Consider the following 26,856-nt stretch of genomic DNA (forward strand, 5'->3'; position numbering starts at 1 on the left):
CCGCGCCGCGCTTGCTCTAGGTCGGCGGTGCGTGCTGTGCCTGACCCTACCGACCGACCCCCGCTGGGCTGACGTGGCGCTCGCCGATCTGCCGGCGCTCCTGACCGATCACGCCCACTGCGAGATGAAGGCGGCGTCCAACGCGCTGTCGCTCGCCGCGCGCTGGCCGTCGATCCCGCGCCTCGCGCGCGCGCTCGTCGACCTCGCCGAGGAGGAGCTCCGCCACTTCCGCGCGCTGCTCGACGTCATCGAGCAGCGCGGCCTCACGCTCGGCAAGCCGGAGACCGACGTGTACGCCAGCGAGCTGCGCAAGGCGGCCTCGAGCACCTGCGCGCGCAACGCGCGGGCCGCGCTCATCGATCGGCTGCTCGTCGGCGCGATCATCGAGGCGCGCTCCTGCGAGCGCTTCCGGCTGCTCGCCGACGGGCTCGCGGCGCGCGCGCACGAGCTCGCGCCGTTCTACGAGGAGCTCTTCGCGTCGGAGGCCCGGCACTACCGGACCCTCGTCGACCTCGCCATCGAGGTCGCGGGCGACGAGGGCGCGACGCGAGCCCGGCTGGCCGAGCTCGCGCGCGCCGAGGGCGAGATCGCCGGGCGCCTCGGGGCGGCGCCCGTGGTGCACGGGTAGGCGGCCATGGACCTCGATCTGCTCCGCCTCGATCGCGACGTCGCCCGCGCGGCGCGCGCGTGGCGCGCGGCGGTGCGCGACCTCCACCGCGCGCCGGCGCCGGCCGACGTCGACCCGGAGAGCCCGGGCGCCGCCGAGGCCGCGGCCCGGCTCAGGAATCCGCTCGAGCCGTTCCGGCGCGTGAGCTCACGGACCACCTACCTCGAGCTCACCGGGCAGACCCCCGGCCTCGGCGCGGAGCTCGGCATCGCGAGCCCGCGGCCGCCCGCGCCGCCCGATCCGACCGGGCTCGCGGCGCCGCTCGCGGACTGGGTCCACGCGCTCACGCTGGAGCGGGTCGTCTGGGCCGATCGCGTCCGCCTCGCCGCGGCCTGGCACGCGGCGTCGATCGCGATCGACCTGCCCGAGCCGGCGCGGATGTCGCCGCGCGAGGCCCGCCTCGGGCTGCTCGCCGATCCGACGGACGCCGGGCGGCACAGGTTCGCCGAGGCGCTCGCCCGCGGCGCCGGGGCGGTCGCGGACGCCGCCCGCATCCTGGTCGAGCGGCGGCACGAGGCGGCGCGGCGGCTCGCGGAGGGGAGCCTCCGCGCCGTCGAGATCCCCGGCGATCCGCCCGACGCCGTGCTCGACGCCGCGGAGGCGCTGCTCCGCCGGACCGAGTCGCTGCTCGAGCGCGCGCCGACCTGGCACGACGCGCTCGGGCGCGCCGTCGGCCGGGACGCCGCGTCGGGGTGGCCGGCGCGGCTCACGCCCCGATGGATCGAGGAGCTGTTCCGCGCGACGCCGCTCACCGAGGGGCTCGCGATCGATCTCGGTCCGCTGCCGCGGCCGCTCGGCGCGGCCTCCTTCGCCCGCGCGCTCGCCCGCTTCGGCGCGGCGCTCGCGCTCGCCTCGGGCGGCGGGTCGTTCGCGCTCGCCCACGCGCCGTTCGATCTCCGGCGAGCGCGCCGCGCCGCCCTGTTCGGCGGCCTCGTCGCCGATCCCGTCTTCTGCGCGCGCGCGCTCGGGCTCGGCCGCGGGCGCGCGCTCGATCAGGCGCGCGCGACCGCGCGCGGCCTGCTCCTCTCGCTCCGGCTCGACGCCGCGCGGGCCTCGCTCGTGTTCCGCGCCGGCCACGACGGAGGCGAGCACGTCCTGCTCCGGTCCTCGCGCGATCGCGGCGACCGCTTCGAGGAGGCGACCGCGCGCGCGCTCGGCGCGCCCATCCCCGGCGCGCTCGCCGGCGTCCTCCCGGCGCTGGAGCCGGACGCGGCCGTCCGGCTCGCCGGGGCGCTCCTCGGCGCGCGCGATCGGCGCGACATGATCGAGCGCTTCGACGAGGACTGGTTCCGCAACCCGCGGGCGGCCGAGGCCATCCGCGACGAGGACGGCGCGCCGCCCACGTCGCGACGCGCGACCGCCGCCGCGCTCGAGGAGGGGCTCGAGGAGATCCTGCGCTCGCTCGCGAGCCTTTAGGGGCGCTGCGCGCGCTGGAAGAGCGCGCAGCGCGCCGAAGAAGAGCACACCGCACGCGCTGGAAGAGCGCGCGCGGCCGCCCTGCCGAGATCCCTTCCAGCTTTGAGTGACACGTGCTAATGCCGGCGCGCGAAAACGCCCCCCGGGGGCGCCTGGCAGCGAGCAGCTCCCGCTCGCGCGCCCCTCGTCGCCGAACCTGCACCCGTGAATCCGAACGCAATGCAACCCCTCCTCGCGTCCGGCGCCATCTCCGTCGATTTCGATCTGACGTTCCTGGCGCAGGTTGTCCTGTTCTCGACGTTCATCGTCGTGCTCAAGCCGCTGCTGTTCGATCCGCTGCTCCGCGTCTTCGAGGAGCGCGAGCGGCGCACCGACGGCGCCAAGCGGGAAGCCCGCGAGATGGATGAGCGGGCAGGCGAGCTGCTCTCCCGCTACGAGGCCGAGATCGAGAAGGTCCGGCGCGAGGCCGGGGTGGAGCGGGAGCGGCTCCGCGCCGAGACCGCGAAGCTCGAGGCGCAGATCATGGCCGAGGCCCGGGCCGAGACCGCCCGCATCCTCGAGGACGGCAAGGCGAAGATCGCGGCCGAGGTCGCCCGCATGCGCGGCGAGCTCGCCGCCGCCCAGCCCGCGCTCGCCGCGGAGATCGCCGCGAGCATGATCGGCCGGGAGGTGCGCCAGTGAAGCCGACCCGCCGCACCTCGCTCGCGCTCGGCCTTACCGCAGCGCTCACCGCCGGCACCGCGCTCGCGCAGCAGCCGGAGGCGCAGCCGGCCATGCCGCCGGGGCACCCGCCCGTCGGGGCGGCCCAGCCGGCCCCGCACGGGGCCGCCCGGCCGAACCCGCACCAGATGCCCCCCCGCTCGCGGGAGGTGCAGCCCGGCCGCCCGATCGGGCCGGGCGGCCGCCAGCTTCCCCCGGGTCACGGCGGGCTTCGGATGCAGGCGCTGCCGGGTCAGCCCGGCGCCCACGGGCGCGCCGCGCACGCGCCCGAGGCCGAGCCCGCGTCCCACGGGCACGAGGCGCACTGCCCCGGCCACGGCCCGACCGATCCGCCGCCGCACGTGAACTGGTGGCAGGGGCTCATCGGCGTGAACAACGAGGCGGCCGGCAAGGGCGGCATCCACTCGCTGCTCTGGCGCTACCACAACGAGCAGAACCCCTGCGACCCGAGGAACCAGCCGCCGCCGTTCCTCGCCTCGCTCCTGAACTTCGGGCTCCTCGCCTTCATCATCGTCCGCTTCGGGAGGAAGCCGATCGCCGAGGCGCTGAAGAAGCGCAAGCAGACGATCATGGCGGAGCTCGACAACGCCTCGCGCCTCAAGGAGGAGGCCGAGAAGCGGCTCGACCAGTACGAGGACAAGCTCACGCGGCTCGAGGAGACGCTCGCGGAGCTCAAGGCCGAGCACGCGGCGCAGGCCGAGCGCGAGAAGGCCCACGTGCTCGCCGAGGCCGAGCAGCGGCGCGTCCGGATGCGGAAGGACGCCGAGTTCCGCATCGAGCAGGAGCTCAAGGAGGCGCGCGCCATGCTCCTCCAGGAGGCGGTGGAGGGCGCCGTCGCCGCCGCCGAGCAGCTGCTCCGTCAGCGCGTCGGCAAGGAAGACCACGACCGGGTCGCCGAGGAGTACCTGAAGGCCATCCCCGCGGCCGTCTCCTCCGGCGCCGCCCGCGGACCCCAGACCACCGGAGCAGCGAGATGAGCTACGAGGCCGTGGCCCGGCGCTACGGGCGCGCGATCTTCGAGATCGGCAAGGAGAACGGGAACCTCTCGACCCTCGCCAGGGAGTTCCAGGACGCCAGCGCGATGTACTCGGCGAGCGAGGAGCTCCGCCTCGTGCTCGACGACCCGCTCGTCCCGGAGGCCCAGCGCGAGGCGCTGCTCCGCGAGCTCTGCGCGCGCGCCGGCCTGTCGGAGGTGACGCAGAGCACGCTCCGGCTCCTGTCGCGGAGGCGTCGGCTCGCGGCGCTGCCCGAGATCGCCCGGCAGCTCGCGCGGCTCGTCGATCAGGACCAGAACCTCGCCCGCGCCTTCGTCACCAGCGCCGGCCCGCTGAGCGACGCGTACCTCGACCGGCTCCGGGCCGAGCTCGAGAAGGCGACCGGCAAGAAGATCTCGATCACCCACAAGCAGGATCCCTCGCTCATCGCCGGCGTGGTCACCCAGATCGACGACCAGGTGATCGACGGCAGCCTCCGGACCCGGCTGTCGAGCTTCCGTGACAACCTGCTCCGAACCTGAGGGGGCGCGAACGCGCACCCCTGTTTCACGATAGGTCCCGGCCCGCGCTCGCTGGCCCCTCGACCTTGACGACGTAGATTCCGAAGCCCAAGCGTCTCCCGACAGAGGACTCCGCATGCAGCTCCGCGCCGAAGAGATCTCCCAGATCATCAAGAAGCAAATCCAGAATATCGACAAGGCAGCTCAGGTCGCCGAGACGGGCACCGTGCTCACGGTCGGCGACGGCATCGCCCGCGTGCACGGGTTGAGCCGCGCCATGGCCGGTGAGCTCGTCGAGTTCACCGGCTCGGACGGCGCGAGCCTCATGGGGCTCGTGCTGAACCTCGAGCAGGACAACGTCGGCGCCGCCATCTTCGGCGACACGAGCCTCATCAAGGAGGGCGACGCCGTGAAGCGGACCGGGCGCATCATGGAGGTGCCCGTCGGCGAGGCGACCCTCGGGCGCGTGGTCAACGCGCTCGGCATGCCGATCGACGGCAAGGGGCCGATCGACGCGAAGGAGCGCCGCCGCGTCGAGGTGAAGGCGCCCGGCATCATCCAGCGCCAGCCGGTCACCGAGCCGATGCAGACCGGCATCAAGGCGATCGACGCGATGATCCCGGTCGGCCGCGGCCAGCGCGAGCTCATCATCGGCGACCGGCAGACGGGCAAGACCGCGGTCGCCGTCGACGCGATCATCAACCAGAAGGGCAAGGGGGTCATCTGCGTCTACGTCGCGATCGGCCAGAAGCTCTCGACGGTGCGCCAGGTGGTCGACAAGCTCGAGGCGCACGGCGCGATGGAGTACACGATCGTCGTCGCCGCGACCGCGAGCGAGACCGCGCCGCTCCAGTTCATCTCGCCGTACACCGGCGTGACCATCGGCGAGTACTTCCGCGACACCGGGCGCCACGCGCTGTGCATCTACGACGATCTGTCGAAGCAGGCGGTCGCGTACCGCCAGCTCTCGCTCCTGCTCCGCCGCCCGCCGGGCCGCGAGGCGTACCCGGGCGACGTCTTCTACCTGCACTCCCGGCTCCTCGAGCGCGCGGCGAAGATGGCCGACATCTTCTACGTCGTGCAGAAGGGGACGAAGATCGAGGGCGGCGATCCGGCGTACCGCGGCGTCGACGGCAAGTCGCACATCGGGGCGCACGGGATGCACTCGGCGAAGGACTCGCTCTGGAAGATGATCGACGCGTCGCTCTTCGAGAAGCTCGAGCAGGCGCGCAAGGACGAGAAGAAGGACGAGATCAAGAAGCTCGAGCAGCAGCTCTCGGACAAGGCGAAGGCGAGCGACTACGAGATCGTCCGCGACCCGAAGTCGGGCGGCTCGCTCACCGCGCTGCCGGTCATCGAGACGCAGGCCGGCGACGTGTCGGCGTACATCCCGACGAACGTCATCAGCATCACGGACGGGCAGATCTTCCTCGAGGCCGACCTCTTCTACTCCGGCGTCCGCCCGGCCATCAACGTCGGCATCTCGGTCAGCCGCGTCGGCGGCAACGCGCAGATCAAGGCGATGAAGTCGATCGCCGGCACGCTCCGCCTCGATCTCGCGCAGTACCGCGCCATGGCGGCGTTCTCCCAGTTCGCCTCGGACCTCGACGCGAAGACCCGCGCGCAGCTCGAGCGCGGCGCGCGCCTGACCGAGATCCTGAAGCAGGGCCAGTACGTGCCGCTCGCGGTCGAGAAGCAGATCCTCATCATCTACGCCGGCACGCAGGGCCTGCTCGACAGCCTGCCCGTGGAGTCGCTCGCGCGCTTCGAGGACGAGCTCTACAAGTTCGTGGAGGCCAAGCACCCTCAGATCTTCGCGGACATCCGCGAGAAGAAGGTCCTCGACGACGACCTCAAGTCCCGGATGACGAAGGCGATCGACGCCTTCAAGAAGCGGTTCGTGATCGACGCGGGCAGCGCCGCGGGCGCGTCGGCCGCCGGCGAGGGGGAGGACGAGGCGGGCGACGACGAGGAGGCGAAGCCCAAGGCGAAGTCGAAGAACGGGAAGAGCGCCTCGAAGGCGAAGGAAAAGTAGGCAGCCGTGCCCAGCCTCAAGTCCATTCGCAAGCGGATCTCGAGCGTCAAGTCGACGCAGAAGATCACCCGCGCCATGAAGATGGTCGCGGGCGCCAAGCTCAACAAGGCGCAGCAGCGCATCACCGAGCTCCGGCCCTACGCCGTCAAGGTGCAGGAGGTGCTCTGGGAGATCACGCGCGACGTGGTCGCGGCGCCCGCGGCGGAGGGGATCGGGGCGGAGGGCGAGGCGGCCGGGCACGCGGCCGCGGCCGCCGCCGCCGGGGGCGACAGGCCGGCGCACCCGCTGCTCGTCAGCCGCGCGGAGCGGCGGGTGCTGCTCCTCGTGCTCACGAGCGACCGCGGGCTGTGCGGCGCCTTCAACACCAACATCAACAAGCGCGCCGAGCGCGAGTGGAAGAGCCGGACCGAGGCCGGTCAGGAGGTCCAGCTCGCGATCATCGGCCGCAAGGGGCGGGACTACTTCACCCGCCGCGACGCGCCCATCCTCGAGTACCTGCCCGGCGTCTGGGACAAGCTCAGCCTCGAGACCGCCCAGGCGGTCGGCGCGAAGCTCCTCGCCCCGTTCAACAAGAACGAGATCGACGCGATTTACCTCGTCTACAACGAGTTCAAGAGCGCGATCTCCCAGACCGTCGTCGTCGAGCGGCTCCTGCCCGTCGGTGGGCCGGCGCCGGCGCAGGACCAGCGCGCCGAGGGGGGTGACCACGCCTCGCCGCCCGGGCACGCGTCGGAGTTCATGTACGAGCCGAACAAGGAGGCGCTCCTGGAGCGGCTCGTCCCGATGTACGTGGACATCTCGATCCTGCGCGCGCTCTACGAGTCCATGGCGAGCGAGCTCGGCGCCAAGCTGACGGCGATGGATGCCGCGAACAAGAACGCCAAGGAGATGATCGACAGCCTCACGCTCGAGTACAACAAGGCGAGGCAGGCCGCGATCACCAAGGAGCTCATGGAGATCATCGGCGGCAGCGAGGCGCTCAAGGAGTAGCGCCACGCCCCGGACCCGGCGGGATCTCCGGCCGCCGCCCCGCGGCGGCTCGTCACGCAGCACCTGGCTCGTCCCCTCGGCGCGTTGCCCCGGCCGGCTCGCATCGGCCAGCGCTGATCTCGGTTCGTGCGATCAGCACTGGTCGAGCCGGCCGGGCTGCCCCATGGTGCCATTCCCGTGCTCCAGCCCATCAATCCAGACCACCCGGAGCCGCGCAAGATCGCGCGGGCTGTTGCCCTCATCGAGAAGGGCGAGGTCATCGGCTACCCGACCGACACCGTCTACGGGTTCGGGTGCGACCTGATGAACAAGCAGGCGATCGAGCGGGTCTACCAGATCAAGGGGATGCGCAAGGACAAGGCCCTCGCGTTCATCTGCCCGGATCTGAGCGACATCGCGCGCTACGCGATCGTCGAGAACCAGACGTACCGCCTCCTCAAGCGCTTCCTGCCGGGGCCGTACACGTTCATCCTCCCCGCCACGCGCGAGGTGCCGAAGTACGTGCACCTGAAGCAGAAGACGGTCGGCATCCGCGTGCCGAACCACCCGGTCCCGATCGCGCTGGTCCGCGCGCTCGGCCGGCCGCTCATCAGCACGACCGCGGCGCCGCCCGGCGAGGATCCGATCATCGATCCCACGGAGATCGACGATCGCTTCCCGGGGCTCGCGCTCGTCCTCGACGCGGGGGCGTGCGGGGCCGTGCCGACGACCGTGATCGACCTGAGCCAGGGCGACGTACAGGTCGTCCGGCAGGGCGCGGGGCCGACGGACGATCTCGTCTGAATCGAGGCCGACGGACGCCCTCTCCAGAAGAGCGCGCCGAGGTGGATGCGCGCCCTCGCTGCAACGCTTGATGCAAACGTTGAGATGCCCCTCTCGGAAGCCGAATGGGCCATTTCAAGCGTTGAAGGCGAGGACTTGTTGCCACAGTGAGCCATCTCAAGCGCCGAGATGGACGCCTGGATGTCAAAGTGAGCCACCTCGGGCGGTGAGATGTGCCACTCGGCCACCGAGCGGGCCTCTCAAGCGTTGAAACCGGCTCCTGCGCCTCCTGGGGTGACCCTTCAAGGGCAGCGAGGCTGCTGTCCGCCCACGGGGGCGAGCAGGTGCTCGGGTGCCGGCTCTGCTCAGGTCGGGCCGTGTCGCGCCGGGCCGTCTGGGAGACCATCTACAAGCGATTCGATCCCTTTCGCCCGGCGGACAAGCCGGCATGGCGGGCCGAGCGGGTACGGAGCCCCGCGCGCGACATCGTCCAACGGGTGGCCATGCCGTTCGGGGACACGCGGGCGCTCGTCACCGGCACGACAGGCACCGGGAAGTCGACCGAGCTCCTCCGCATCGCCGAGGCGCGCAGCGGGCAGGACTTCGTCGTCGTGCTCGACCTGCAGCGCCACGTCGCCGAGGTCGTCGGCGACGAGCAGGCGCTGCGCAACGTGAGCGCCTGGGAGGTCGTGTTCCTTTCGGGCCTGGCCCTCGTCCGGGCGGCCAGCGAGATCCTCCCCTACCCCATCCCGCCGGCCTACGTCGCCGAGCTCTCGGCCGCATGGGAGAAGGTCGCGCGCGCGACCGACACGCCCGGGGCGCAGGCCGCCGTGGGCGCCGGCGCGCTGGCGAAGGCGATGATGGTGCTGGCCTCGGCAGGCCTGCCGCTGCTCGGAGCGCCCGCCGCTGCGGCCGGAACCGCCCTCCCGCGCGCGCGCTCCCGTTCAGGCGGGGCGGTCCGTGGCGCTCGGCTCCGCGGGCGGGACGTCCTGCACCGCGTACGCGATCCCCTCCCGATCGAGCCGCGCGCGCGTGGTGGCGAACGCGAGCCGGCTGCGGTCGCCGCCCACGAAGCGGCGGCCGAGCCGCGCCGCCGCGACCAGCGTGGTGCCGCTGCCGCACATCAGATCCGCGACGGTCGCGCCGGGCGCGCTCGAGGCGCGGACGATGCGCTCCAGCAGCCGCTCCGGCTTCTGCGTCGGGTACCCCGTGGCCTCGCGGCGCAGCGGGGTGTTGGCCACCATCCCGGGGATGTCGGTCCACACGCTCCCGAGCCGGCGCCCCTCGTCGGCGTAATACCGGTACGCCTTGCCGCCGAGGACGCGCTCGCGGTAGAGGCGCCCCTCCTCGTCGCGGTGCTTGAAATGCATGGCGAGGCTCGTCTCGGCGTAGGGCTCGCGGAGCATCGGATCCCCGGCGTTGTAGACCACCTGGCCGCGCTCGCCCGCCGCGCGCGCGTACAGGAGGATCGTCTGGTGCGTGACGGAGAACCCCCGCGCGCCGCGGCCGCCGTTGCCCGGCGCCCAGATGATCTCGCCCAGGAACGCGCCGCGGCCGAACAGGCGATCGCACGCGAGCTTGGCCTCGTGGACCGCGCGATGGTCGAGGTGCAGGTACAGCGTCGCGCCCTCGGCCATGCGATCGCGGACCGCCGCGAGGCGCGGCGCGAGCATCTCGACGAGCGCGTCGGAGCTCGCGCGGTCGTCGTACGCGTCGGGCCCGCTCTCCGGCCTGCGCCGCCCGCGCGCCTGGCCGCGCGCCGCGCGCGCGGTCATCGTCGTGCCGACGCCGAACGGCGGGTCGAGGTAGACGAGATCGAAGCGCACCTCGGAGGGGAGCGCCGCGCAGACGTCGGCCGTGTCGCCCAGGGCGAGGAGGTGGTTCACAGCGCGCTGTCGGGCGCCGCCGTGCGAGCGCCCGCGGCGGACCCCCCCGGCAGGAGGTCCTCGAGGATCGCCGCCGCGAGATCGGTGTCCGGCGGCGGGACGAGCTGCGGCACCGCCGGGAGCCACGGCCAGTAGGGGCCGCCGCCGAGGCAGCCGGAGAGGAAGTCGTCCGGCGCGCACGCGACGCGCAGGTGGATGTGATCGGCGTGCGCCGTGCTGTCCCCCGGCTGGAGCAGGACGCTCTCGGCATACCAGACGAGCTCCGGGTCCTCGCCGCGCGCGCGGGCGTACTCGATGACGAGCGCCTCGAGCCAGCGGGCCAAAAAGAGCCACTGGACGTGCGCGTCGGGCGAGCGCAGGAGCGCCTTCACGAGCAGCCACTCCCGCTCGACGTCGAGGCGGACGAACGCCCGCGCGCCTGAAGACGCAGGCGAGCGGCCCCCGCCGTCGCCGAGCCGCGCGAGCCCGTCCGGCCCGAACTCGACGAAGCCCGGCGAGCGCACCGGGCGGCCGTCCGGCGTCAGCGCATAGAGCAGGAGGTCGGCGTCGCGCCCGGTGCGGTGGGATCGGTGCCCCCGCGTCCGTCCGCCGAAGCGCCTGGAGAGGTCGCCGACGAGGAGCGGCGCGCCGCCCGGCCGCGCCCGCGCGACCTCCGCCGCGGCGCGCTGGACGGTCGCGACGAGCCCGGCCGTCCCCCAGCGGACGCCGTTGCTGCGGAGCAGCCGGTAGCCCTCCCCCTGCATGGGCAGCTCGACCGCGTCGGTGATGACGCCGTGGTGCGGGACGCCGATCGAGCCGCGGAGCGCGGGGGCGAGCGGCGTGGGGGAGGAGCCGACGCAGGCCGCGCACGTGAGCGCGACGAGCCCCAGGAGCAGGGTGGCGAGGAAGGTGCGGCTGGCCATGGCGAGGATCGGGCGCGCTCCGGCCTCGGCCCGCGCCGCCCGCGTCGGTCGCGTGCGGCGGCGGAGCCGGCGTGGCCCCTGTCGGCGATACCCTCGCCGGCGGCGGAGGGAAAGTTCTCGAGCATGCGGCAGAGCCACCCCCCTGCCCTCACGGCGCGATCAGCGCTAACACCCCCGGTTCATGGAGCCCAGCAACCGCGCACCCCACGGGAGCGCGAGCGCGGATCGACGCCCGCCGACAGAGGACGAGCCCGAAGGCATCGCCTGGAAGGGGGCCCTCGCCGTCGCGCTCGTCGTCGGATCCCTCGTGGCGTGGCGCGCTTGCTCCACGCCGGAAGGCGAGCGGAGCAGCGCCCCCGCGCCGTCCGGCGCGAGCCCCGGAGCGCTCGCGCCCGTCGACCCGAACGCCCCGGGGCAGCCGCCCGCCCCGCGCTGCACGCCCGCGAGCCCGACGCCGTTCGTCATCGGCGACGCCCCGCCTGCCCCGCGCGCGCCCGGGCGAGGCGAAGGCGGCGGCGAGGCCGAGAGCGCCCAGGATCTCGCGCCCTTCGCCGTCGAGATCGGCCGGGGGACCACGTTCTCCGGCGGCTTCGCCGTGGGGGCGCAGCGGGAAGCGGAGGGCGGCGCCGTCGCGATGGTCGCCACGCTCTCGGCCGACGGCGCCCAGGGCAAGCTCGTCCGGCTCGCGCGATCGCGCGGGGACATGGATCCTCCGGTCGTCGCGGGCGCAGGCGGCGCGATCCTCGCCGCGATGATCGAGCCGAACGCCGGCGGGCGCGCCATCAAGATCGCCAGGGTCGAGGGGGAGCACGTCACCTGGGGCGCCGAGTTCGCCGAGGGGCGCGACGAGTCGCTCGCGCTCGACGTCGCCGTGTCCGGCGAGCGGGCGGTCGTCGTCTGGGACGACGTGACCCGCGACGGAAAGCGATCGCGGATCATGCTGGCCTCCACCGACGTGGCCACGCTGCGCTCGGTCACCTCGCCCCGGCCCGTCTCGCGGCCGAGCACCGACGCCGAGATGCCGCGCGTGCTCCGCCGGCCGGGCGGCTACTGGCTCGCGTACGTGGCGCGCGCCGAGGAGCCGGCGCGGGGCGCCTCGGCGAAGGACGACCACGTCGACGAGGACACGGCCGCGGCGGGCGAGACGATCACCCAGCAGTGGGTCGAGGTGGTCCCCCTGGACGAGACGGGCGCGCTCACCGCCGCGCCGCGCGCGGTCACGCCGAAGGACGGGCACGTGCTCGCGTACGACCTGACGCTGGGCGAGGACGACGGCCTGATCCTGACGTTCCGGGACGACGACACCCCGAGCGGCTCGATCGGCGGGCGCATCAGCGCCGTGCTGGTGCGGCTCGGCGGCGTCGGCGAGCCGCGCGTGCTCGCCGGCGGGGAGCGCGAGCCCGACGCGCCGCCCGAGGCCGCCCTCGGCCTGGGCGCCGGGGTGCCCGCGCTCCTCCCGGGCTCCGGGGGGCGAGGGTCTCAGGCCGCGGGCGCCCGTCCCGGAGCCGCGGCGTGGCTGGCCGTCGCGAACGCCTCGGGCCCGACGCTGCTCGCGGCGCTCACCGCGCGGGGCGAGATCGAGGACGGCCTGCGCGCGGAGCCCGCGCTCGGGCGCGGTGAGCCCATCGCGGCCTCGCCCGAGGCGCTGCTCGTGGCGCAGCCTGCCGGCAGGGCGATGAAGCTCTCCGTGCTGCGCTGCGCGCCGGCGGCGGCGGCGAGGTAGTCCGCGCCGCCGAGGCTCGCCCCGGCTGCGCGGGGGTCTCGACGGGGCGCCCGGCCCCGGCGAGGGGCGCGGCGCGACCGGCGCGCGACCCGGGACGAGCGCGCGGCGGCCCCGGGCACGTCCAGCGCGGCGAGGCCGGGATCCGGTCCGGAACGGCCCCGACCGGAGGGAAGGCGCCGCTTCGGTGGAGTAGACGCCTGGATTGTTGGATTGAAAGCGCGGGGATGTGTAGCATCCGCCGCAGTGGCCCAAGGGGATGATCCGCAAGAAGGAGCGCCGCGCCGGCCTGGTTTGCCGAGCTTGCCGGGAACGCCGGACGAAGCTGGCTGGGAAGCCAATGCCGACAACGCTCAACCGACGCGCGTCAGCGCGCAACCTCAGCCCGGCGCGAAGACGCTGCTCGTGGGCAGCGCGAGCACGCCGAAGCTCGGCACGCCGCCTGCCGTGAGCGCGACGCCCGCAGGCGATGTGCCGCCCGCCGCGAGCGCGACGCCCGCAGGCGATGTGCCGCCCGCCGCGAGCGCGACGCCCGCAGGCGATGTGCCGCTCGCCGCGAGCGCGACGCCCGCAGGCGATGTGCCGCCCGCCGCGAGCGCGACGCCCGCAGGCGATGTGCCGCCCGCCGCGAGCGCGACGCCCGCAGGCGATGTGCCGCCCGCCGCGAGCGCGCCGTCGGCGTCGAGCGCGCCCCCGCCGGGGCCGAAGCCGAGCAGGCCGCCGCCGCTGATCCGCCGCAAGGACGGCACCGTCGCGACGGGCCCGCTCCCCCCGCCGATGGGGCCGCCGTCGAGGCCGCCGCCTCCGCCGCCACGCCGCGCGCCGCAAGGTGCGGCCACGCGCCCCCCGAGCCCCAACCGCCCTGCGGTGCCGCGAGCTCCCGGCTCCGCTCCGAACGCGGTGAAGCCGGCGCCGAGCTCCCGGCCGGGTGTGCCCCCCCAGGCCTCGGCCACGGTCGCCTTCGACGCGACCACGACGCCCATGCCCATCTCCGTCGAGGCCATCGCGGTCGACGCGACCACGACGCCCATGCCCATCTCCGTCGAGCCGATCGAGACCCCCGCCCCCGGCTCCATCAGAGCCGGTGCGCCGCCCGCGCCAGGCTCCGTCAAGGCCGGCGCGCCCCCCACGCCCACCGCCGTCTCGGCGAGCGCGACCCCCGCGCCCAGCTCCGTCAGGGCCGGCGCGCCCCCCGCGCCCACCGCCGTCTCGGCGAGCGCGACCCCCCTGCCCACCGCCGTCTCGGCGAGCGCGACCCCCCTGCCCACCGCCGTCTCGGCGAGCGCGACCCCCCTGCCCGCCGCCGTCTCGGCGCACGCGACCCCCCTGCCCGCCGCCGTCTCGGCAGGCGCACCGCACGCGCCCCCCCTCGCCAGGCCGGGCGCGACGCCCGCGCCCGGTCCCGTGAAGGCGGGCGCGACGCCCACGCCCCTCTCGCCTTCCCAGCCGTCGCCGCCCGCGCCCCCGCCGCGCGCGCGGCACGTCGAGCCGGAAGCGGCCCCGCCGGCCCCGCCCGTGGTCGCGCCCGATCTCGCCACCGAGCTCCAGCAGCGCGCGGAGCGGCTCAAGGGCAGCGACCCGGTCGGCGCGGCGCGCGCGCTCGTCGAGCTCGGCATCCACGAGGAGCGCGTGCGCGGCGATCTCGCCGCCGCGCGCCGCGCCTACGACCGCGCGCGGCAGCTCTCGCGCACGCTCGAGCCCGCGCTGTCGCGGGTCCATCGCCTGCTCGACGCGCGCACCGAGCTCGCCCTCGCGCTCGACGTCGTCGAGGACAAGCTCCGCGTCGCCGAGAGCGACGCCCTCCGGGCCGACCTCCTCGCCGAGCGGGCGCGCCTGCTCCAGGCGCTCGGACGCACCGCGGAGAGCTGCGACGCGTTCGGGGAGGCGCTGCGGCTCGTCCCGCTGCACCCCGCCGCGCTGCGCGGGCTGGAGATCGTCCTGCGCCGCGAGAGCGCGCGCAACGCCGAGCAGGCCCCGAGGGAGCTCGCGGCGCACCTCGAGCGGCTCGCCGAGGCCTACGCCCCCGGGCGCGGGCGGCCCGACGGCGACAGCCAGCTCACCGCCTGGATCCACGTCGAGCGCGCCGCCGTGCTCGACCGGAAGCTCAGCAGGCCCGAGCTCGCCCTCGCGTCCCTCGAGGGCGCCGTCGTGTTCGACCCGTCGCCCGGCCCCGTGCGGGACGCGCTCCGCCGCCACCTCGTGCACCACGACGGCATCGTCGGCCTCGTCAGCGCGCTCGCCATGGAGGCCGACCACGAGCGCGACGACGATCGCGCGTCGCGGCTGCTCTACATGGCCGCGCGGCTCCTCATCGACAAGCTCCGCACCCCGGCGGACGCCGTGGCCCTCCTGTCGCGCGCGTCGGCGCGGGCGCCGGTCGGCACGCCGACGGCCCGGCGCCTCGTCGCCGAGCTGATCCGCCTGCTGGAGGCGAGCGGCGCGCTCGACACGGCCGCCGAGGTGCGACGGACGCAGCTCTCGCTCCTCACCGACCGCGAGGCCATCGTCCACGAGCACGCCCGCCTCGCCGAGCTCTACGACATCCTCGGGAACGCCGAGCAGGCCGCGCTCCACGCGACCCGCGCGCTCGAGCTCGACCCCGAGGACGCCTCCACGCGGGAGCGGCTCGACCGCGCCCTGCTGCGCCTCGGCCGCCACGAGGAGCGCGTGAAGGTGTGGACCGCCGTCGCCAACGCGGACCGACCCGCGGGCGCCCGCGTCGCGGCGCTCCTGCGCGCCGCCGACATCTCGGAGCACCACCTCGCGCGGCGCGACGAGGCGATCGCGACCCTGCGCGCCGCGTGGGCGATCGAGCCGGGCAACGGCACCGTCTTCGACGCGCTCTCGGCCCTGCTCGCGCCCGAGCCCCGCGCCCTCGAGGAGGATCCGCGCGGCGTGCGGGAGCGGCTCGACCTCTACACGCTGGCGGCCGGCGCGGCCGACGACCCCGCGCGCAAGATCGGGCTGCTCGAGAAGCTCGTCGCCATCTGGGAGGACGAGCTCGGCCAGCCCGCCCGCGCCGTCGAGGAGCTCGAGAAGATCCTGGCGATCGATCCGCAGCGGCGCGCCGCGATCCTCGCGATGCAGCGCAACGCCGCGCGCGCGGGCGACTCGCAGCGGCTCGCGCGCGCGCTCTGCGCCGAGGCCGAGCTGACGAGCGACCCGGGGGAGCAGCGCAGGCTCCTCCTCAGGGCCGCCGAGATCACGGAGTTCAGGCTCAGCGATCGCGACCGGGCCTCGGCGCTGATCGATCGCGCGCTCGCGATCGATCCGGCCGACCCCGACGCGCTGCGCGCGCGCTACCGCCTCGACGAGCGCGCCGGCCGGTACGAAGAGGCGCGCCGCGCGCTGCTCAAGCTCATCCAGCGCGACCCCGCGGCCGACGCGACGTTCGGGCTCTGGCTCGACGTCGCGGCGCTCGACGAGCGGCGCCTCAAGCGGCCGCACAGCGCCGTCGAGTCGTACCGGGAGGCCGCGCGGAGGCGGCCGACGCACCCGCTGCCCCGGGTCGAGATCGCGCGGCTCCTGCGCGAGACCGGCAACTACGAGAAGCTCGTGGAGGTGCTGATCTCGCTCGCCGAGGAGGCGCAGCAGCCCGACGACCACGCCCGCCTCCTGTTCCAGGCGGCCGAGGTGCAGGAGCTCGCGCTCGGGCGCGACCAGGACGCGCTCCGCACCCTCGCGCGCGCGGACGCCGCGCTCGCCGCGGGCCAGCCCGACCCGGCGATCCTCGACGCGATGGAGCGCATCTACGTCCGCGCCGGGGGCGGCGGCGTGGGCGTGGGCCTCGGCCCGCCCGCCGTGCAGCGGCCGGCCATCGGCGCGCGCGCGGCGTCCGGGCTGCCCGGGATGTCCCACACGATGATCGCCAGCGAGCTCGCGGGCCTGTACGCGCGCTGGCTCGAGCGCAAGCCCCCGGCGCTCGTCGACCACGCGCTCCGGATCGCCCTCGCGCTGGTCCTCGCGGAGAGCAGCCCGCGCCAGGCCGTCGAGATCCTGGAGGGGCTCATCGCCGTCGTGCCGAACCACGTCCCGGCGCTCCGCATGCTCGAGCAGCTCTACCGGCACCTCGACGCGCCGACGTCGCTCGCGGCGCTCCTGCGCGCCGAGGCCGAGGTGTTCTCCTCGACCATCGCGCGCCAGGGCGCCCTCTGGGAGATCGTGTCGCTCGAGGAGCAGCTCGGGCCGGCCGCGGCGCTCGAGGCGCTCGCGCGCATCGTCAAGGACGCGCCGAGGGACGCGGCCGCGCTCGCGGCGATCCTCCGCGTCGCCGGCAAGGTGAGCCCCGCCGACGCGCCGTCCCTGCCCGCGCCGCGCCTGTTCGAGGGCGCCCTCCGCGAGAGCCGCGAGCTCTCGTCCGACCCCATCGCGCGCGCCCTCTACCGGATCGAGGAGGCGCTGCTCGCCGAGGCGCAGGCCGACGGCGATCCCGCCGCCGCCCGCGCCGCGCTCGCCGGCTTCCGCGACGCCCTCGCGCTGTGGCCGGAGAGCCTGCTGGCCGCGCGCGGGCTCGACCGCCTCGCGGAGCGCCTCGACGACAAGGCGAGCATCGTCACCGCCCAGCTCGCGCTGGCGGCGCTCGCCCACAGCGAGCCCGCGCGCGCGATGCACCTCGTGCGCGCGGCGGAGCTCACCGCCGAGGACTCGTCCCCGGACGGCAGGGCGCGCTCGCTCGATCTGTACGAGAACGCGCTCCGCACGGATCCGGGCTGCGTCGCCGCGGCGCGCGCGCTCGCCCAGAGGCTCGCGGGCGACCCGCACCGGCTCGCCGATCGCCTCGGCGAGGCGCTCGGGAGGGCCACGAGCCGCGAGGCGATCGCGCTGCTCGGCGCCGAGATCGCCCGGTCGGTGTTGCAGCACCACGGGCGCCCCGGCGCGGTCGATCCGGGCGTGGGCATCGCGGCCATCCGGCGGGTGATCGAGGCGACCCCGGACGATCCGGCGGCGCTGCTCCTCCTCGCCCGGCTGCTCATCGCGCAGCGCGTCTGGCTGGAGGCCCGCGACGCCCTGAAGCGCGCCGTCGCCGCGGCGACGGACAACGAGACCAGGATCGCGGCGCACTTCCTGGTCACCGACCTGTACGAGGGGCCGCTCTCGAACCCGTCGCTCGCCCAGGACGCGCTCCAGGCGATCCTGTCGATCGACGCGCAGAACCGGCTCGCGCTGGAGCGGCTGCACCGGCTCGGCGTCACGCGCGGCGACCACGCGCTCGTGCTGCGCGCGCTGGGGCGCCTCGTCGAGATCGCGCCCGACGCGGGCTCCCGCGTCGAGGCCGACCTGCGCCTCGCCGACGCCTACCGCGACGCCGGCGACTCGGCGGGCATGGTCCGCACGCTGTGCGACGCGATCGTGAGCGCGCCGGGCGACGGGCGCGCGTGGACCGCGCTCGCCCGGCTCTACCGCGTCGACACGAGCGAGGGGGCCACGGCGTACGGCAACGCGCTCACGCAGCTCATCGAGCTCGCCACGTCGCGCCGCGTCCCGCTCGATCCGCGCTGGCTGACGACGCTCGGCCTGCTCGAGGCGACGCTGCTCATCCGGCCCCGCGAGGGGCTCGCGCACCTCCAGCAGGCGGTCGCCCTGCCGGGCGCGCCGCCGGAGTCGCGCACGGCGCTCGGCCGCGGCCTCGAGGCCGCGGGGCGCAACGGGGAGGCGGTCCAGGTGCTGCGGGAGGTGCTCACGTCCGATCCGGAGATCGTCGCGCGCCTTCCGGATCTCGGCCCCGCGCTCGCGGCGCTCGAGGCGGCGCTGGCCAAGGACGGCCGCGCCGAGGAGCGGATCACGGTCGAGGAGGTCCGCGCCTGCCTCGGCGAGGTGTCGCCCGAGCGCATGGCCCGGCTCCGGAGCCGGCGGGTGCCGTCCGAGTGCCCGTACGCCGGGGCGTTCGCCGGCCCGGAGATCGGCCGGCTGCTCGTCCCGGAGGCCCGGAGCCCCTGGATCGACGTGGCGCTCGCGATGGCGCCGGTCGCCGCGAAGGCGATCCGGTTCGAGCTGAGCAACCTGGGCATCAGCTCGCGCGAGCGGATCGGCCCGCGCGACAACCACCCGACGCGGCAGCTCGCGGAGCGCGTCGGCCGCACGCTCGGCATCGAGGCGTTCGAGCTCTACCTGTCCCCCTCGTGGCAGGGCGCCGCCCGGGTGTTCCCGGGCGACCCCCCTGCCCTCGTGGCGGCGAGCTCGTTCGTCGAGCTCCCGGAGCTCGAGCAGACGTTCGCCCTCGCCCGCCTGTTCGCGCGCGCGGCGCTCGGCTTCACCTTCCTCGACGAGATCCCGGCCGAGGCGACCGACGGCCTGCTGCTCGCGTCGCTGCGCACCGTGGATCCCGGCTTCGCGTCGGGCGCCCTCTCGCCCGCGCGCGAGCACGCCGCGCAGCAGATGCTGCCCGGCGTGGGGCGGGCGATCGGGCGGCGGCAGCGCAAGATGCTCGAGGAGATCTTGCCGACCGTCGCGGTGCAGTACGACGCGCGCGCCTTCGTGGTCGGCCTGCGCCGCAGCGAGTACCGCATCGGCTACCTGCTCTCGGGCGACGTGCTCGCCGCGATCGACTACCTCCGCCGGTTCGATCGCGACATCGCGCGCTCCACCGAGGAGCCGCGCCTGCTGCTGCAGCACCCCGTGACCAACGAGCTCATCCGTTACGCGCTCTCGGCCGAATCGTACGCCGAGCGCCGCCGCGCAGGCTCCGTCTGGCCCGCCATCTGAGAGCGGCGGGCACCCGCTTCGGATACGGGCCCACCTCGGCGTTTTCGGTGCTCGGCGTACGTGAGTACGCCTGCGCGCCGAAAACGCCGATCTGGGCCCGTCTCCTGTGCGGGTGCCCGCCGCTCGGCGACGCTCGGGGCGGGGGGCGGGGGCGGGGGGAAAGCCTCTCCGGGCGTCGCGATCCGAGTCAATGAATGGCGTCCTGGGGATAACGCGGTGCGCGGGGGGCCGTGCGCCCTGGGCGTCTCTCGTGTTGATTTACCGTGTCGATGACTCTGCGCCTCGGGGCGGCGAGCGGGCGGGGCCGGCCTGAAGGGACATCGGGTGGTATCCTGGCACGGCGTGGCCAATCACCTGGTCCCGGGCGCCCTGGTGGCGAGTCGCTACCGGGTTGATCGCCAGCTGGCCGAGGGGGGTATGGGGGTCATCTGGGCCGCCACCCACCTCGCGACCGGCGAACGTGTGGCGCTGAAGCTGCTTCGTCCCGACGCGACAGAGGATGACTCGACCCGGAGGCGGCTCCTCCGCGAGGCCCGCGCCGCCGCCGCGGTCGATCACCCGAACGTTCCGGTCATTCACGATGTCCTGGAGCTCGACAGCGGGACTCCGGCCCTCGTCATGGACCTGCTCGAGGGGGAGTCGCTCCGCGACAAGCTCCTGCGCGAGACGCGGATCCCCCTCGCCGAGCTGTCACGCCTCCTCTTGCCGGTCATCTCCGCGGTCGGCACCGCGCACGCGCTCGGCATCGTCCACCGCGACCTCAAGCCCGACAACATCTTCCTGCTCACCCCCGAGCCGAGGGCGACCGGCGGGCCCGGTTCTCCCCCTGCCGCGGGCGATATGGGCCCTTCCGGGACCGCGCCGCCGCCGAAGAGGCCGCGGCGCAGCGAGGACGCCCGGGTGAGGGTGCTCGACTTCGGCATCGCCAAGCTCACCGCCGCGCGCGGCGAGGCCTCGTGGACCTCGGACCGCACCGAGACCGGCGCGCTCCTCGGGACTCCCTACTACATGTCGCCCGAGCACATCCTCGGAGAGCACGACATGGATCACCGCGCCGATATCTGGTCGCTCGGCGTCATCCTCTACGAATGCCTCACCTCGGTCCGGCCCACCGAGGCGGAGAGCATGGGCAAGGTGCTGAAGCGCATCCTCACCGGCGCGATCCGGCCGATCCGGGAGCTCGAGCCCGCCTTGCCCGCGGATGTCGCGGCGATGATCGATCGCATGCTCTGCCCGGACCGCGCGCGTCGCCCCGCCGATCTCCGCGAGGTCGGCGCGCTCCTCGGGTGCTACGCGGCCGTCGCGTTCCGCCCGTTCGGCCCCCCCGCGGCCCCGAGGGAGCCGGGGCCGGAGAGCGGCGCGCTCACGCCCTCGGGCCGGACCAGCGACGCGTTCGTGGCGGCCACGGCGGATCTGGACGGGGAAGCCTCGGTCGCGACGCTGCCCGCGGGCAGCCTCCTGCCGCCGCCCCCGTCGAGCAACGCGCGGCCCTCGTCCCGCGCCCGGAGCGCCGCGCTGGACGCGACCGGCGGCGCCGCGCTGGACGGGGCCAGCGCTGCGGGCGCGCCCGCCGCGGAGGGAGCGGCCGCCGCCCCGGCGGCGCGCGCGCGCGGCGCCTCCGCGGCGCTCAGCGTCCTCGCCGCCTGCGTGCTCCTCGCCGCCGGCGCAGGCGTGTCGCTGCTCCGCTGCTCCACGCCGGAGCCGCCGGAGACAGCCCCGGTCCGCCGCGCTGCGCCCGGGGCCAGAGCCCCAGCGGCCAGGGTGCCCGGCGACGCGGGCGCCCCGCCGATCATCGAGGTGCATACGCCCTCTCCGGATCGGCCCGAGAGGCCTTGAGGCGTGCTCCGTCATCGCATCCGGACAACCCTTCATGGCGCGCCGGACCGCATCTCGTGCGGTCGAATTCCTGTTGCGCTGGGCAGTTGAACAGGGCGACGCTCTCTTCTGGACAGGAGAGCATCATGCCCACCGACGTCATCGTCCGGATCCGTTCCGCCCGCGGGCTCGTCGACCTGCCTGGGACGGTGGATGCCATCGGGCCGGCCGCGTCCCCGACCTTCGAGGAGCGCAGGTCGACCCCGGGCATCCGCCTGCTCGCGGTGGCCGTGAGCGATAACGACTATGCCATCTCGCTCCAGCTCCCGGTGCCGGCGGAGAGCCTCGCGGCGCTCCGGGAGCGCGAGGGCAAGGCGGTGCTCATCGTGTTCCCGGGGCGCACGCCGGTGCGCCGCCGGCTGCGCGCCCTCGCGGCCTCCACCGCCCACGTGGCCCCGGATCCGGGCGTGGCGTCGCAGGCGGCGCCGCTCGACCTCACCGCCGGGCGCGAGGGGGCCGCGCCGCTCTGGCTCCTGCCGGCCGGGGTGTTCAGCACGACCCCGACCGTGAGCCCCGAGGGCGTCGCGGCCCGTGACGCGCTCGTCACCGCCGCGCGGTGGATCTCCTCGCGGCGGACCAGCACGCTGGCGCAGCTCTTCCCGCCGAGCGCGTTCCACCCGGAGGAGCCGGCGCGCAAGGAACGGCTCTCGGCGGGCCGGGGCATGGCGATGCTGGAGCAGGCGCGCGCGGCGCTCCAGGTCGCGGCCGTGGGCGGCGAGGAGGCGCGGCGCGACCCGCTCGGGGCCGCGACGCTGCGCTCGGCGGCGCTGACCGTCCTGTCGCACCTCATCGCGACGTCGCTGGACGACCGCGGCTTCGCGCCGGTCGCCGAGCTCGCGGCCGCGGAGATCTTCGCGCTCGTCGAGCGGGAGGCGGGCGACGAGACGGCCCGGCCGGCGCTGCGCGCCCACGCGATCCACCTGCTCCAGCTGCGCGCGCCGGGGCTCACGGCGGCCCAGCAGGAGCGCGCGCGGGAGCTCGTGCGCGGGCTGCTCCGCGAGGCGCCGCCGTACGACGAGCTCACCGGCCCCTGGAATTTCGCGATGTGCGGCGCGTCCGAGTTCCACGAGGGCGAGTGCCGCATCCTCGTTTTGACCCACGGATTCAAGGAGATCCCGCCCCCGCCCGACGCGCCCCCTTCGCCGGGCGGGTGGAGCCCCTACCGCGTCTTCGAGGCCCCGTTCAAGACGCCCGCCGGCGCGCCGATCCGCGTCTTCGCCCGCGGGGCCAGCCCGCGGGACGAGAACCTCGAGATGGGGATGACGTTCTTCGCCGGGCTGCTCATCAACCGGCACGCCCAGCTCGGCGCCTTCGACCTCCGCGCGGCCGCGGTCCAGGTGCGGCAGGAGGGCTACAAGCTGATGATGAACGCGCAGTGCGCGGGGCTCACCACGCGCTTCGCCATCTCCCAGATATTCCCCGACGCGGACATCTACTCTTCCTGGGACTCGACCTATTTCCGGGTCGGCCCGGACGGCGTGGTCAATGCCTCCGAGGGGGTCGATTGCTTCGTCGCGGCGCTGCTCGGGATGAGCAAGCGCGCGTCGCACACCGAGCTCGACGCCCGCATCCGCGAGGCGCAGTGGCACCACGCGCAGGCGGAGACGCCCGGGTTCTCGCAGTTCGTGGGGCCCTCGCACCCGCTCGTCGTGGCCCGCTACTCCGACGTGAACCGGGACGGGCGCGCCGATTACTACGATGGATTCCTCGACTTCCAGCTCACGGAGATCGCCGAGGACATCGAGGCGTCGATGACGCCGCGCGATCCGGGGGTAAGCGCGTCGCAGATCGGCGGGCAGGCCGCGGCGGGCCTCAACTGGGCGGCGGGCAGCCTCAACCGCGTGGCGCAGTACTCGGACATCTGGGCCGGTCTGCCGGGCCAGAGCGAGCTGTATTATGTGTTCCAGTCAGGGGGCTTCTTCAGCCACCGCGAGCCGCCGCACGACGTGCCCGCGGGGGACGCCGTGGCGCAGGATCTCGGGCGGCTGCCGGCGGTCACCCGCTATCAGAAGAACAAGGATGCGCCCGGCGGCCTCACGGTCGAGGTGATGTTCCACAGCCACCTGGGCCACGCGGCCCAGGAGCTGAAGCGCCTGCTCTGCGCGGCCGACGCCATGCGCCGCGCCTTCGATCTCGGCTACCTCGCCCTCGAGGCCGGAGAGGCGCTGTCGACGCCGCGGGGCCAGCGCTGCGCCATGCTCCTCACGATGGCCGGGCTGCTGGAGTTCCCCGCCGACCAGAACTTCATCGACGGCCTGTGGTCGATGGCGCTCAAGGCGCTCAGGCTCCCCGAGGTGTCGCGCAGCACGGTGCGCGCCTGCATCACGGCGGAGGATCACGCGATGTCGAACTACTACGGATCGCGGCGAGGACTCGGGCAGCTCCTCGCGTGGCTGGAGAGGAGCGATCCGAGCGTGTTCCAGCAGCTCGGGAGCGAGGATCCGCGGGTGGGGAGGCTCGCGGAGATCGAGGTGGGGGCGGTGGCGGGGGAAGACAGGAGGGTGGAGCGGGAGGGTGGACGGGGGAGCGGGGGCTGAGGGGGGCGAGGCGGTGGGCGGTGGGAGGGGGGCAGAGGACAGGCGTGCGCGGAAACTGGGCTACCGGGCGCGGGCGAGCTGCGCCTCGAGCTCCCGGATGCGCCGCTCGGCGGCCTCGCGGGCGGCGCGCTCGGCCTCGGCCTCGCGCTGGGCGGCCTCGGCCTTTCGCCGGGCGCGTGCGGTCTCGCGGCGGGCGGCTTCCTTGGCGGCACGCTCCGCCTCTTCGGGCGTCAACCAGCGCTCCGCGCCCGCCTCGTCCGTGCTGAGGTCGAACGACGCGCCCGCCGGCGTCCGCACGGCGTGGAGCCAGCCCTGCAGGACCTCCGACCCCACGGGCCCGTCGCCGGCATGCACCAGCGCGAAGGAGGTGTCATCGAGGCGGCGCCAGAGCTGGATGCGGAACGGACCGCCGTGCGCGCGCGGGCCGTCCAGGAACGGATCGAGGATCCACAGCTCCTCGACCCCGCAGACCGCGTACTTCTGCGGCGCGATCACGTAGTCCTTCGTCGGGTGCTGCGCGCTCACGATCTCCACCGCGAGCCGCGGCGCGACATGGCCCTTCTTCCACAGCCTCAGGCTGCGCACCGCATCCCCCTCGGGAGGCGGCGGCTCGACCAGATAGACGTCCGGGTCGACGCCGAACTGCGGGTGCTCGCGGTCCCAGCGGACGGCCAGGTTGCGGCCCATCTTCACGGCGCGCCCGGCGCGGGCGGCCCAGCCGAGCAACAGGGCCCGGATGCGCTCGCTCAACAGATCGTGGGGGCTCGACTCGGGCACCGTCTCCTCCGTCAGCACCCAGCGCTCGAGGTCCGGGACGACCTCGGAGCGGCGGATCACGCGGAGAGACGACGGCATCGGCCCAGAGCGTAGCATGGGGCGCGGGGCGCGCTGCGCGGCGGACGAGGTCGGCGGATTCCTGGGTGCGGTCATGGCAACTCCTCCCCCCCGGCGCGGAAAGGCCGCGCTGCGGGGTGTCTCTGCAGAGGGAGTTCCGGGCTGGTGGGGCGGGTGATCTAAAAAAGCGAGCCGACCGGGCAGATCCTGTCGCCGTCGTCATGTCATCGTCCTCTGGCGCGGGCGTTTCCCCGGCGCCCCCGCCGAGCGGTCGTGCACCGCGCAGACGAGGGACGCGTCGTCGCTCGGCGACGGCGCGCCCACCTCCAGTCCCGCGGACATGGGAATCCGCTGTCCGCTGGGAGAAGCTCAGCTATGCGCGCGCGAAGTACGTGCCGTGCTCGAGGTCGGCGAGCAGGCCTGCCCGCTCGGGCTTCCAGCCGAACCGCGCCTGCGTGAGCGCGCTCGACGCGGGGGTGTCGAGCGCGAAGATCGCGCCGAGCCAGCCGAAGTGCTCCTTCGGGACCGACTCGACCGGCAGGCCGAGCTTGCGACCGATCACGCCGGCGATGTCGCGGGTCGGGACCCCCTCCTCGCCGACCGCGTGGAGCCGCGCGCCGGCCGGCGCCTTCTCGAGCGCGAGGACGAACAGCCGCGCGGCGTCGAGCCGGTGCACCGCGGGCCACCGGTTCTCGCCGTCACCGATGTACCCGGAGCGCCCGGCCTTGCGCGCGATCTCGATCAGCATCGGGACGAACCCGGGGTCGCCATCCCCGTGGACCACGGGCAGCCGCAGCGAGGACACGCGCACGCCGCGGCGCGCGAACGAGAAGGCGAGCTGCTCGGAGGCGGCCCGCGGGCCACCACCGGTCGACGCGTCGAGCGGCTCGTCCTCGGTGACGACGCGGCCCGGCGTGAAGCGCACGGTGCCGGAGGTGATGACGAGCGGGCGATCGGTGCCTGCGAGCGCGCTGCCGAGCGCCTCGATCGCGCCGCGGTCCTTCTCGCAATTACCGGCGTAGTCATTGAAGTCGTCGTGGGAAAACGCGCAGTGGATCACCCCGTCGCAGGCGGCGGCGCCGCGGCGCAGGCTATCGAGATCCGTGAGCGAGCCGCGGTGCACGTCGACGCCGGCGGCGGCGAGCTTCTCGGCGGACGCGTCCGAGCGCGCGAGGCCGAGCACGCGGTGACCGGCGCGGACGAGCTCGGGGACGATGGCGGAGCCGACGAAGCCGCTGGCTCCCGTGAGGAAGATACGCATGGGAAACCTCTCCTTGGTTCGCGATCCACCATGGCACCGCCGCGGCGCACGCGAAATACACGGCCGTCTCCAGTTCTTGCCCGATCGTCTACGCGGGGATAGGCTGTCACCGTGATCCCCGGGCGCGACCCGTTGCGCGACCAGTTCAGTGGCCTCATCGCGCGGTGGTGCCCCAGCGACGGCGTGCACGCCTCGCCGGTGCCCGGCATTTCTTGCATCAAAGTCTCTCGCCCGCACAAGCGCGCGAAGCAGCACTGGCGGGCGTCGTTCTGCGTCGTCGCGCAGGGCACGAAGGAGATCCTGCTCGAGGGGCAGGTCTATCGCGAGCGCGAGCCGCACTACATCGTCAGCCCGATCGACCTGCCGGTGACGAGCCGGGTCGCGGGCGTGTCGCCGGCGCAGCCGTTCTTGTGCCTGAAGATGGACTTCGACGCGGCCGCGTTGCGCGAGGTCGCGGCGCAGCTCGACCGCGCGCGGCCGGACGACGTCGAGCACCCGGGGCGCGCGATCTTCATTGGCAAGGCGAGCGACCGCATGCTCGACGCCGCGATCCGGCTGGGCGCGCTGTTCATGACGCCCGACGATGCGACCGTGCTCGCGCCGCTCGTGACGAGGGAGCTGATCTTTCACCTGCTGAAGGGCCCCGACGGTCCGGCGATCCGCCAGCTCGTGCGCGCGGGCAGCCAGGCGCACCGCATCGCCGAGGCGGTCTATCACCTGCAGGCGTCGCTCGACGAGGATGTCGATATCGCCGGGCTCGCGCGCGCCGCAGGGATGAGCCGGGCGGCGTTCTTCAAGCGGTTCAAGGAGGCCACCGCGATGAGCCCGCTGCAGTACCAGAAGCGCCTGCGACTGCTCGAGGCGCGCCGCCTGATGGTCGAAGAGGGCATGGGCGCCGAGGCCTCGGCGTTCCGCGTCGGCTACACGAGCGCCTCGCAGTTCAGCCGCGAGTATTCGCGCATGTTCGGCAACTCGCCGCTGCGCGATGCCCGCGCGCTGAAGCGGACGGCCGCGGTCGTTCAGGATATGTAGCCTCGGTCCAGGGCAAAGCAGG

General features: G+C 74.6%; 18 protein-coding genes. 13 read left to right on the plus strand and 5 right to left on the minus strand.

What is annotated here, in order from left to right; all coding sequences use genetic code 11:
- The first annotated feature begins 31 nt into the window (after positions 1-31).
- From miaE to WMF31_RS36620, 8 genes are all read left to right on the plus strand, one after another.
- Positions 32-628 (plus strand): tRNA isopentenyl-2-thiomethyl-A-37 hydroxylase MiaE, encoded by a 597-nt coding sequence (gene miaE, locus WMF31_RS36585; protein ID WP_436606384.1) that lies wholly within the window; start codon positions 32-34, stop codon positions 626-628.
- Positions 629-634: 6 nt separating this feature from the next.
- Positions 635-2,083: a hypothetical protein gene (locus WMF31_RS36590; protein ID WP_436606385.1), complete on the plus strand. Its 1,449-nt coding sequence runs from the start codon at positions 635-637 to the stop codon at positions 2,081-2,083.
- A 219-nt stretch (positions 2,084-2,302) separates the two neighbouring features.
- Positions 2,303-2,764 carry an ATP synthase F0 subunit B gene (locus WMF31_RS36595; protein WP_129356385.1) on the plus strand — a complete coding sequence of 154 codons (462 nt, stop codon included), beginning with the start codon at positions 2,303-2,305 and terminating at the stop codon, positions 2,762-2,764.
- Complete coding sequence (locus WMF31_RS36600) at positions 2,761-3,780, plus strand: F0F1 ATP synthase subunit B family protein (protein WP_436606386.1); 1,020 nt, start codon at positions 2,761-2,763, stop codon at positions 3,778-3,780. Before WMF31_RS36595 ends, WMF31_RS36600 begins: the two co-directional genes overlap by 4 nt.
- Positions 3,777-4,319 carry an ATP synthase F1 subunit delta gene (gene atpH / locus WMF31_RS36605; protein ID WP_436606387.1) on the plus strand — a complete coding sequence of 181 codons (543 nt, stop codon included), beginning with the start codon at positions 3,777-3,779 and terminating at the stop codon, positions 4,317-4,319. The genes WMF31_RS36600 and atpH overlap by 4 nt, the downstream gene beginning before the upstream one ends.
- 115 nt (positions 4,320-4,434) lie before the next feature.
- Positions 4,435-6,333 (plus strand): F0F1 ATP synthase subunit alpha, encoded by a 1,899-nt coding sequence (gene atpA, locus WMF31_RS36610; protein ID WP_436606388.1) that lies wholly within the window; start codon positions 4,435-4,437, stop codon positions 6,331-6,333.
- 6 nt (positions 6,334-6,339) lie between these two features.
- A complete protein-coding gene (atpG, locus tag WMF31_RS36615) occupies positions 6,340-7,323 on the plus strand; it encodes an ATP synthase F1 subunit gamma (protein ID WP_436606389.1) in 984 nt (327 codons plus the stop codon).
- A 126-nt stretch (positions 7,324-7,449) separates the two neighbouring features.
- Positions 7,450-8,106: an L-threonylcarbamoyladenylate synthase gene (locus WMF31_RS36620; protein WP_436606390.1), complete on the plus strand. Its 657-nt coding sequence runs from the start codon at positions 7,450-7,452 to the stop codon at positions 8,104-8,106.
- A gap of 923 nt (positions 8,107-9,029) precedes the next feature.
- Here the strand turns inward: WMF31_RS36620 and WMF31_RS36625 are convergent.
- Entirely contained in the window at positions 9,030-9,971 is a 942-nt protein-coding gene (locus WMF31_RS36625; RefSeq protein WP_436606391.1) for a DNA-methyltransferase, read from the minus strand.
- Entirely contained in the window at positions 9,968-10,873 is a 906-nt protein-coding gene (locus WMF31_RS36630; RefSeq protein ID WP_436606392.1) for a penicillin-insensitive murein endopeptidase, read from the minus strand. Before WMF31_RS36630 ends, WMF31_RS36625 begins: the two co-directional genes overlap by 4 nt.
- Positions 10,874-11,054: 181 nt before the next feature.
- Between WMF31_RS36630 and WMF31_RS36635 the strand changes: the two genes are divergently transcribed.
- On the plus strand, positions 11,055-12,596 hold the full coding sequence (locus WMF31_RS36635; protein ID WP_436606393.1) for a hypothetical protein: 1,542 nt from the start codon (positions 11,055-11,057) through the stop codon (positions 12,594-12,596).
- A 377-nt stretch (positions 12,597-12,973) separates the two neighbouring features.
- On the opposite strand, the gene WMF31_RS36640 is transcribed toward WMF31_RS36635, so the two are convergent.
- Positions 12,974-14,020: a hypothetical protein gene (locus tag WMF31_RS36640; protein ID WP_436606394.1), complete on the minus strand. Its 1,047-nt coding sequence runs from the start codon at positions 14,018-14,020 to the stop codon at positions 12,974-12,976.
- On the opposite strand from WMF31_RS36640, the gene WMF31_RS36645 reads away from it, so the two are divergent.
- From WMF31_RS36645 to WMF31_RS36655, 3 genes are all read left to right on the plus strand, one after another.
- Positions 13,998-19,295, plus strand: a complete 5,298-nt coding sequence (locus tag WMF31_RS36645; protein ID WP_436606395.1) for a cellulose synthase — start codon at positions 13,998-14,000, stop codon at positions 19,293-19,295. The genes WMF31_RS36640 and WMF31_RS36645 overlap by 23 nt on opposite strands.
- Positions 19,296-19,637: 342 nt before the next feature.
- Positions 19,638-21,131: a serine/threonine-protein kinase gene (locus tag WMF31_RS36650; RefSeq protein WP_436606396.1), complete on the plus strand. Its 1,494-nt coding sequence runs from the start codon at positions 19,638-19,640 to the stop codon at positions 21,129-21,131.
- A 125-nt stretch (positions 21,132-21,256) separates the two neighbouring features.
- The gene (locus WMF31_RS36655; RefSeq protein ID WP_436606397.1) at positions 21,257-23,707 is read left to right on the plus strand and encodes a hypothetical protein; all 2,451 of its coding nucleotides are present in this window, start codon (positions 21,257-21,259) and stop codon (positions 23,705-23,707) included.
- A 60-nt stretch (positions 23,708-23,767) separates the two neighbouring features.
- Here the strand turns inward: WMF31_RS36655 and WMF31_RS36660 are convergent, their stop codons facing one another.
- Positions 23,768-24,562, minus strand: coding sequence for a Uma2 family endonuclease (locus WMF31_RS36660; protein ID WP_436606398.1), 795 nt, complete (start codon positions 24,560-24,562; stop codon positions 23,768-23,770).
- Between the two features lie 352 nt (positions 24,563-24,914).
- Entirely contained in the window at positions 24,915-25,802 is an 888-nt protein-coding gene (locus tag WMF31_RS36665; RefSeq protein WP_436606399.1) for an SDR family oxidoreductase, read from the minus strand.
- Positions 25,803-25,913: 111 nt separating this feature from the next.
- On the opposite strand from WMF31_RS36665, the gene WMF31_RS36670 reads away from it, so the two are divergent.
- The gene (locus WMF31_RS36670) at positions 25,914-26,834 is read left to right on the plus strand and encodes an AraC family transcriptional regulator N-terminal domain-containing protein (protein WP_436606400.1); all 921 of its coding nucleotides are present in this window, start codon (positions 25,914-25,916) and stop codon (positions 26,832-26,834) included.
- The last annotated feature ends 22 nt before the right edge of the window (positions 26,835-26,856 follow it).

Origin of the sequence: Sorangium sp. So ce1036, assembly GCF_051369805.1 — a bacterium.
Taxonomy (GTDB): domain Bacteria; phylum Myxococcota_A; class Polyangia; order Polyangiales; family Polyangiaceae; genus Sorangium; species Sorangium cellulosum_F.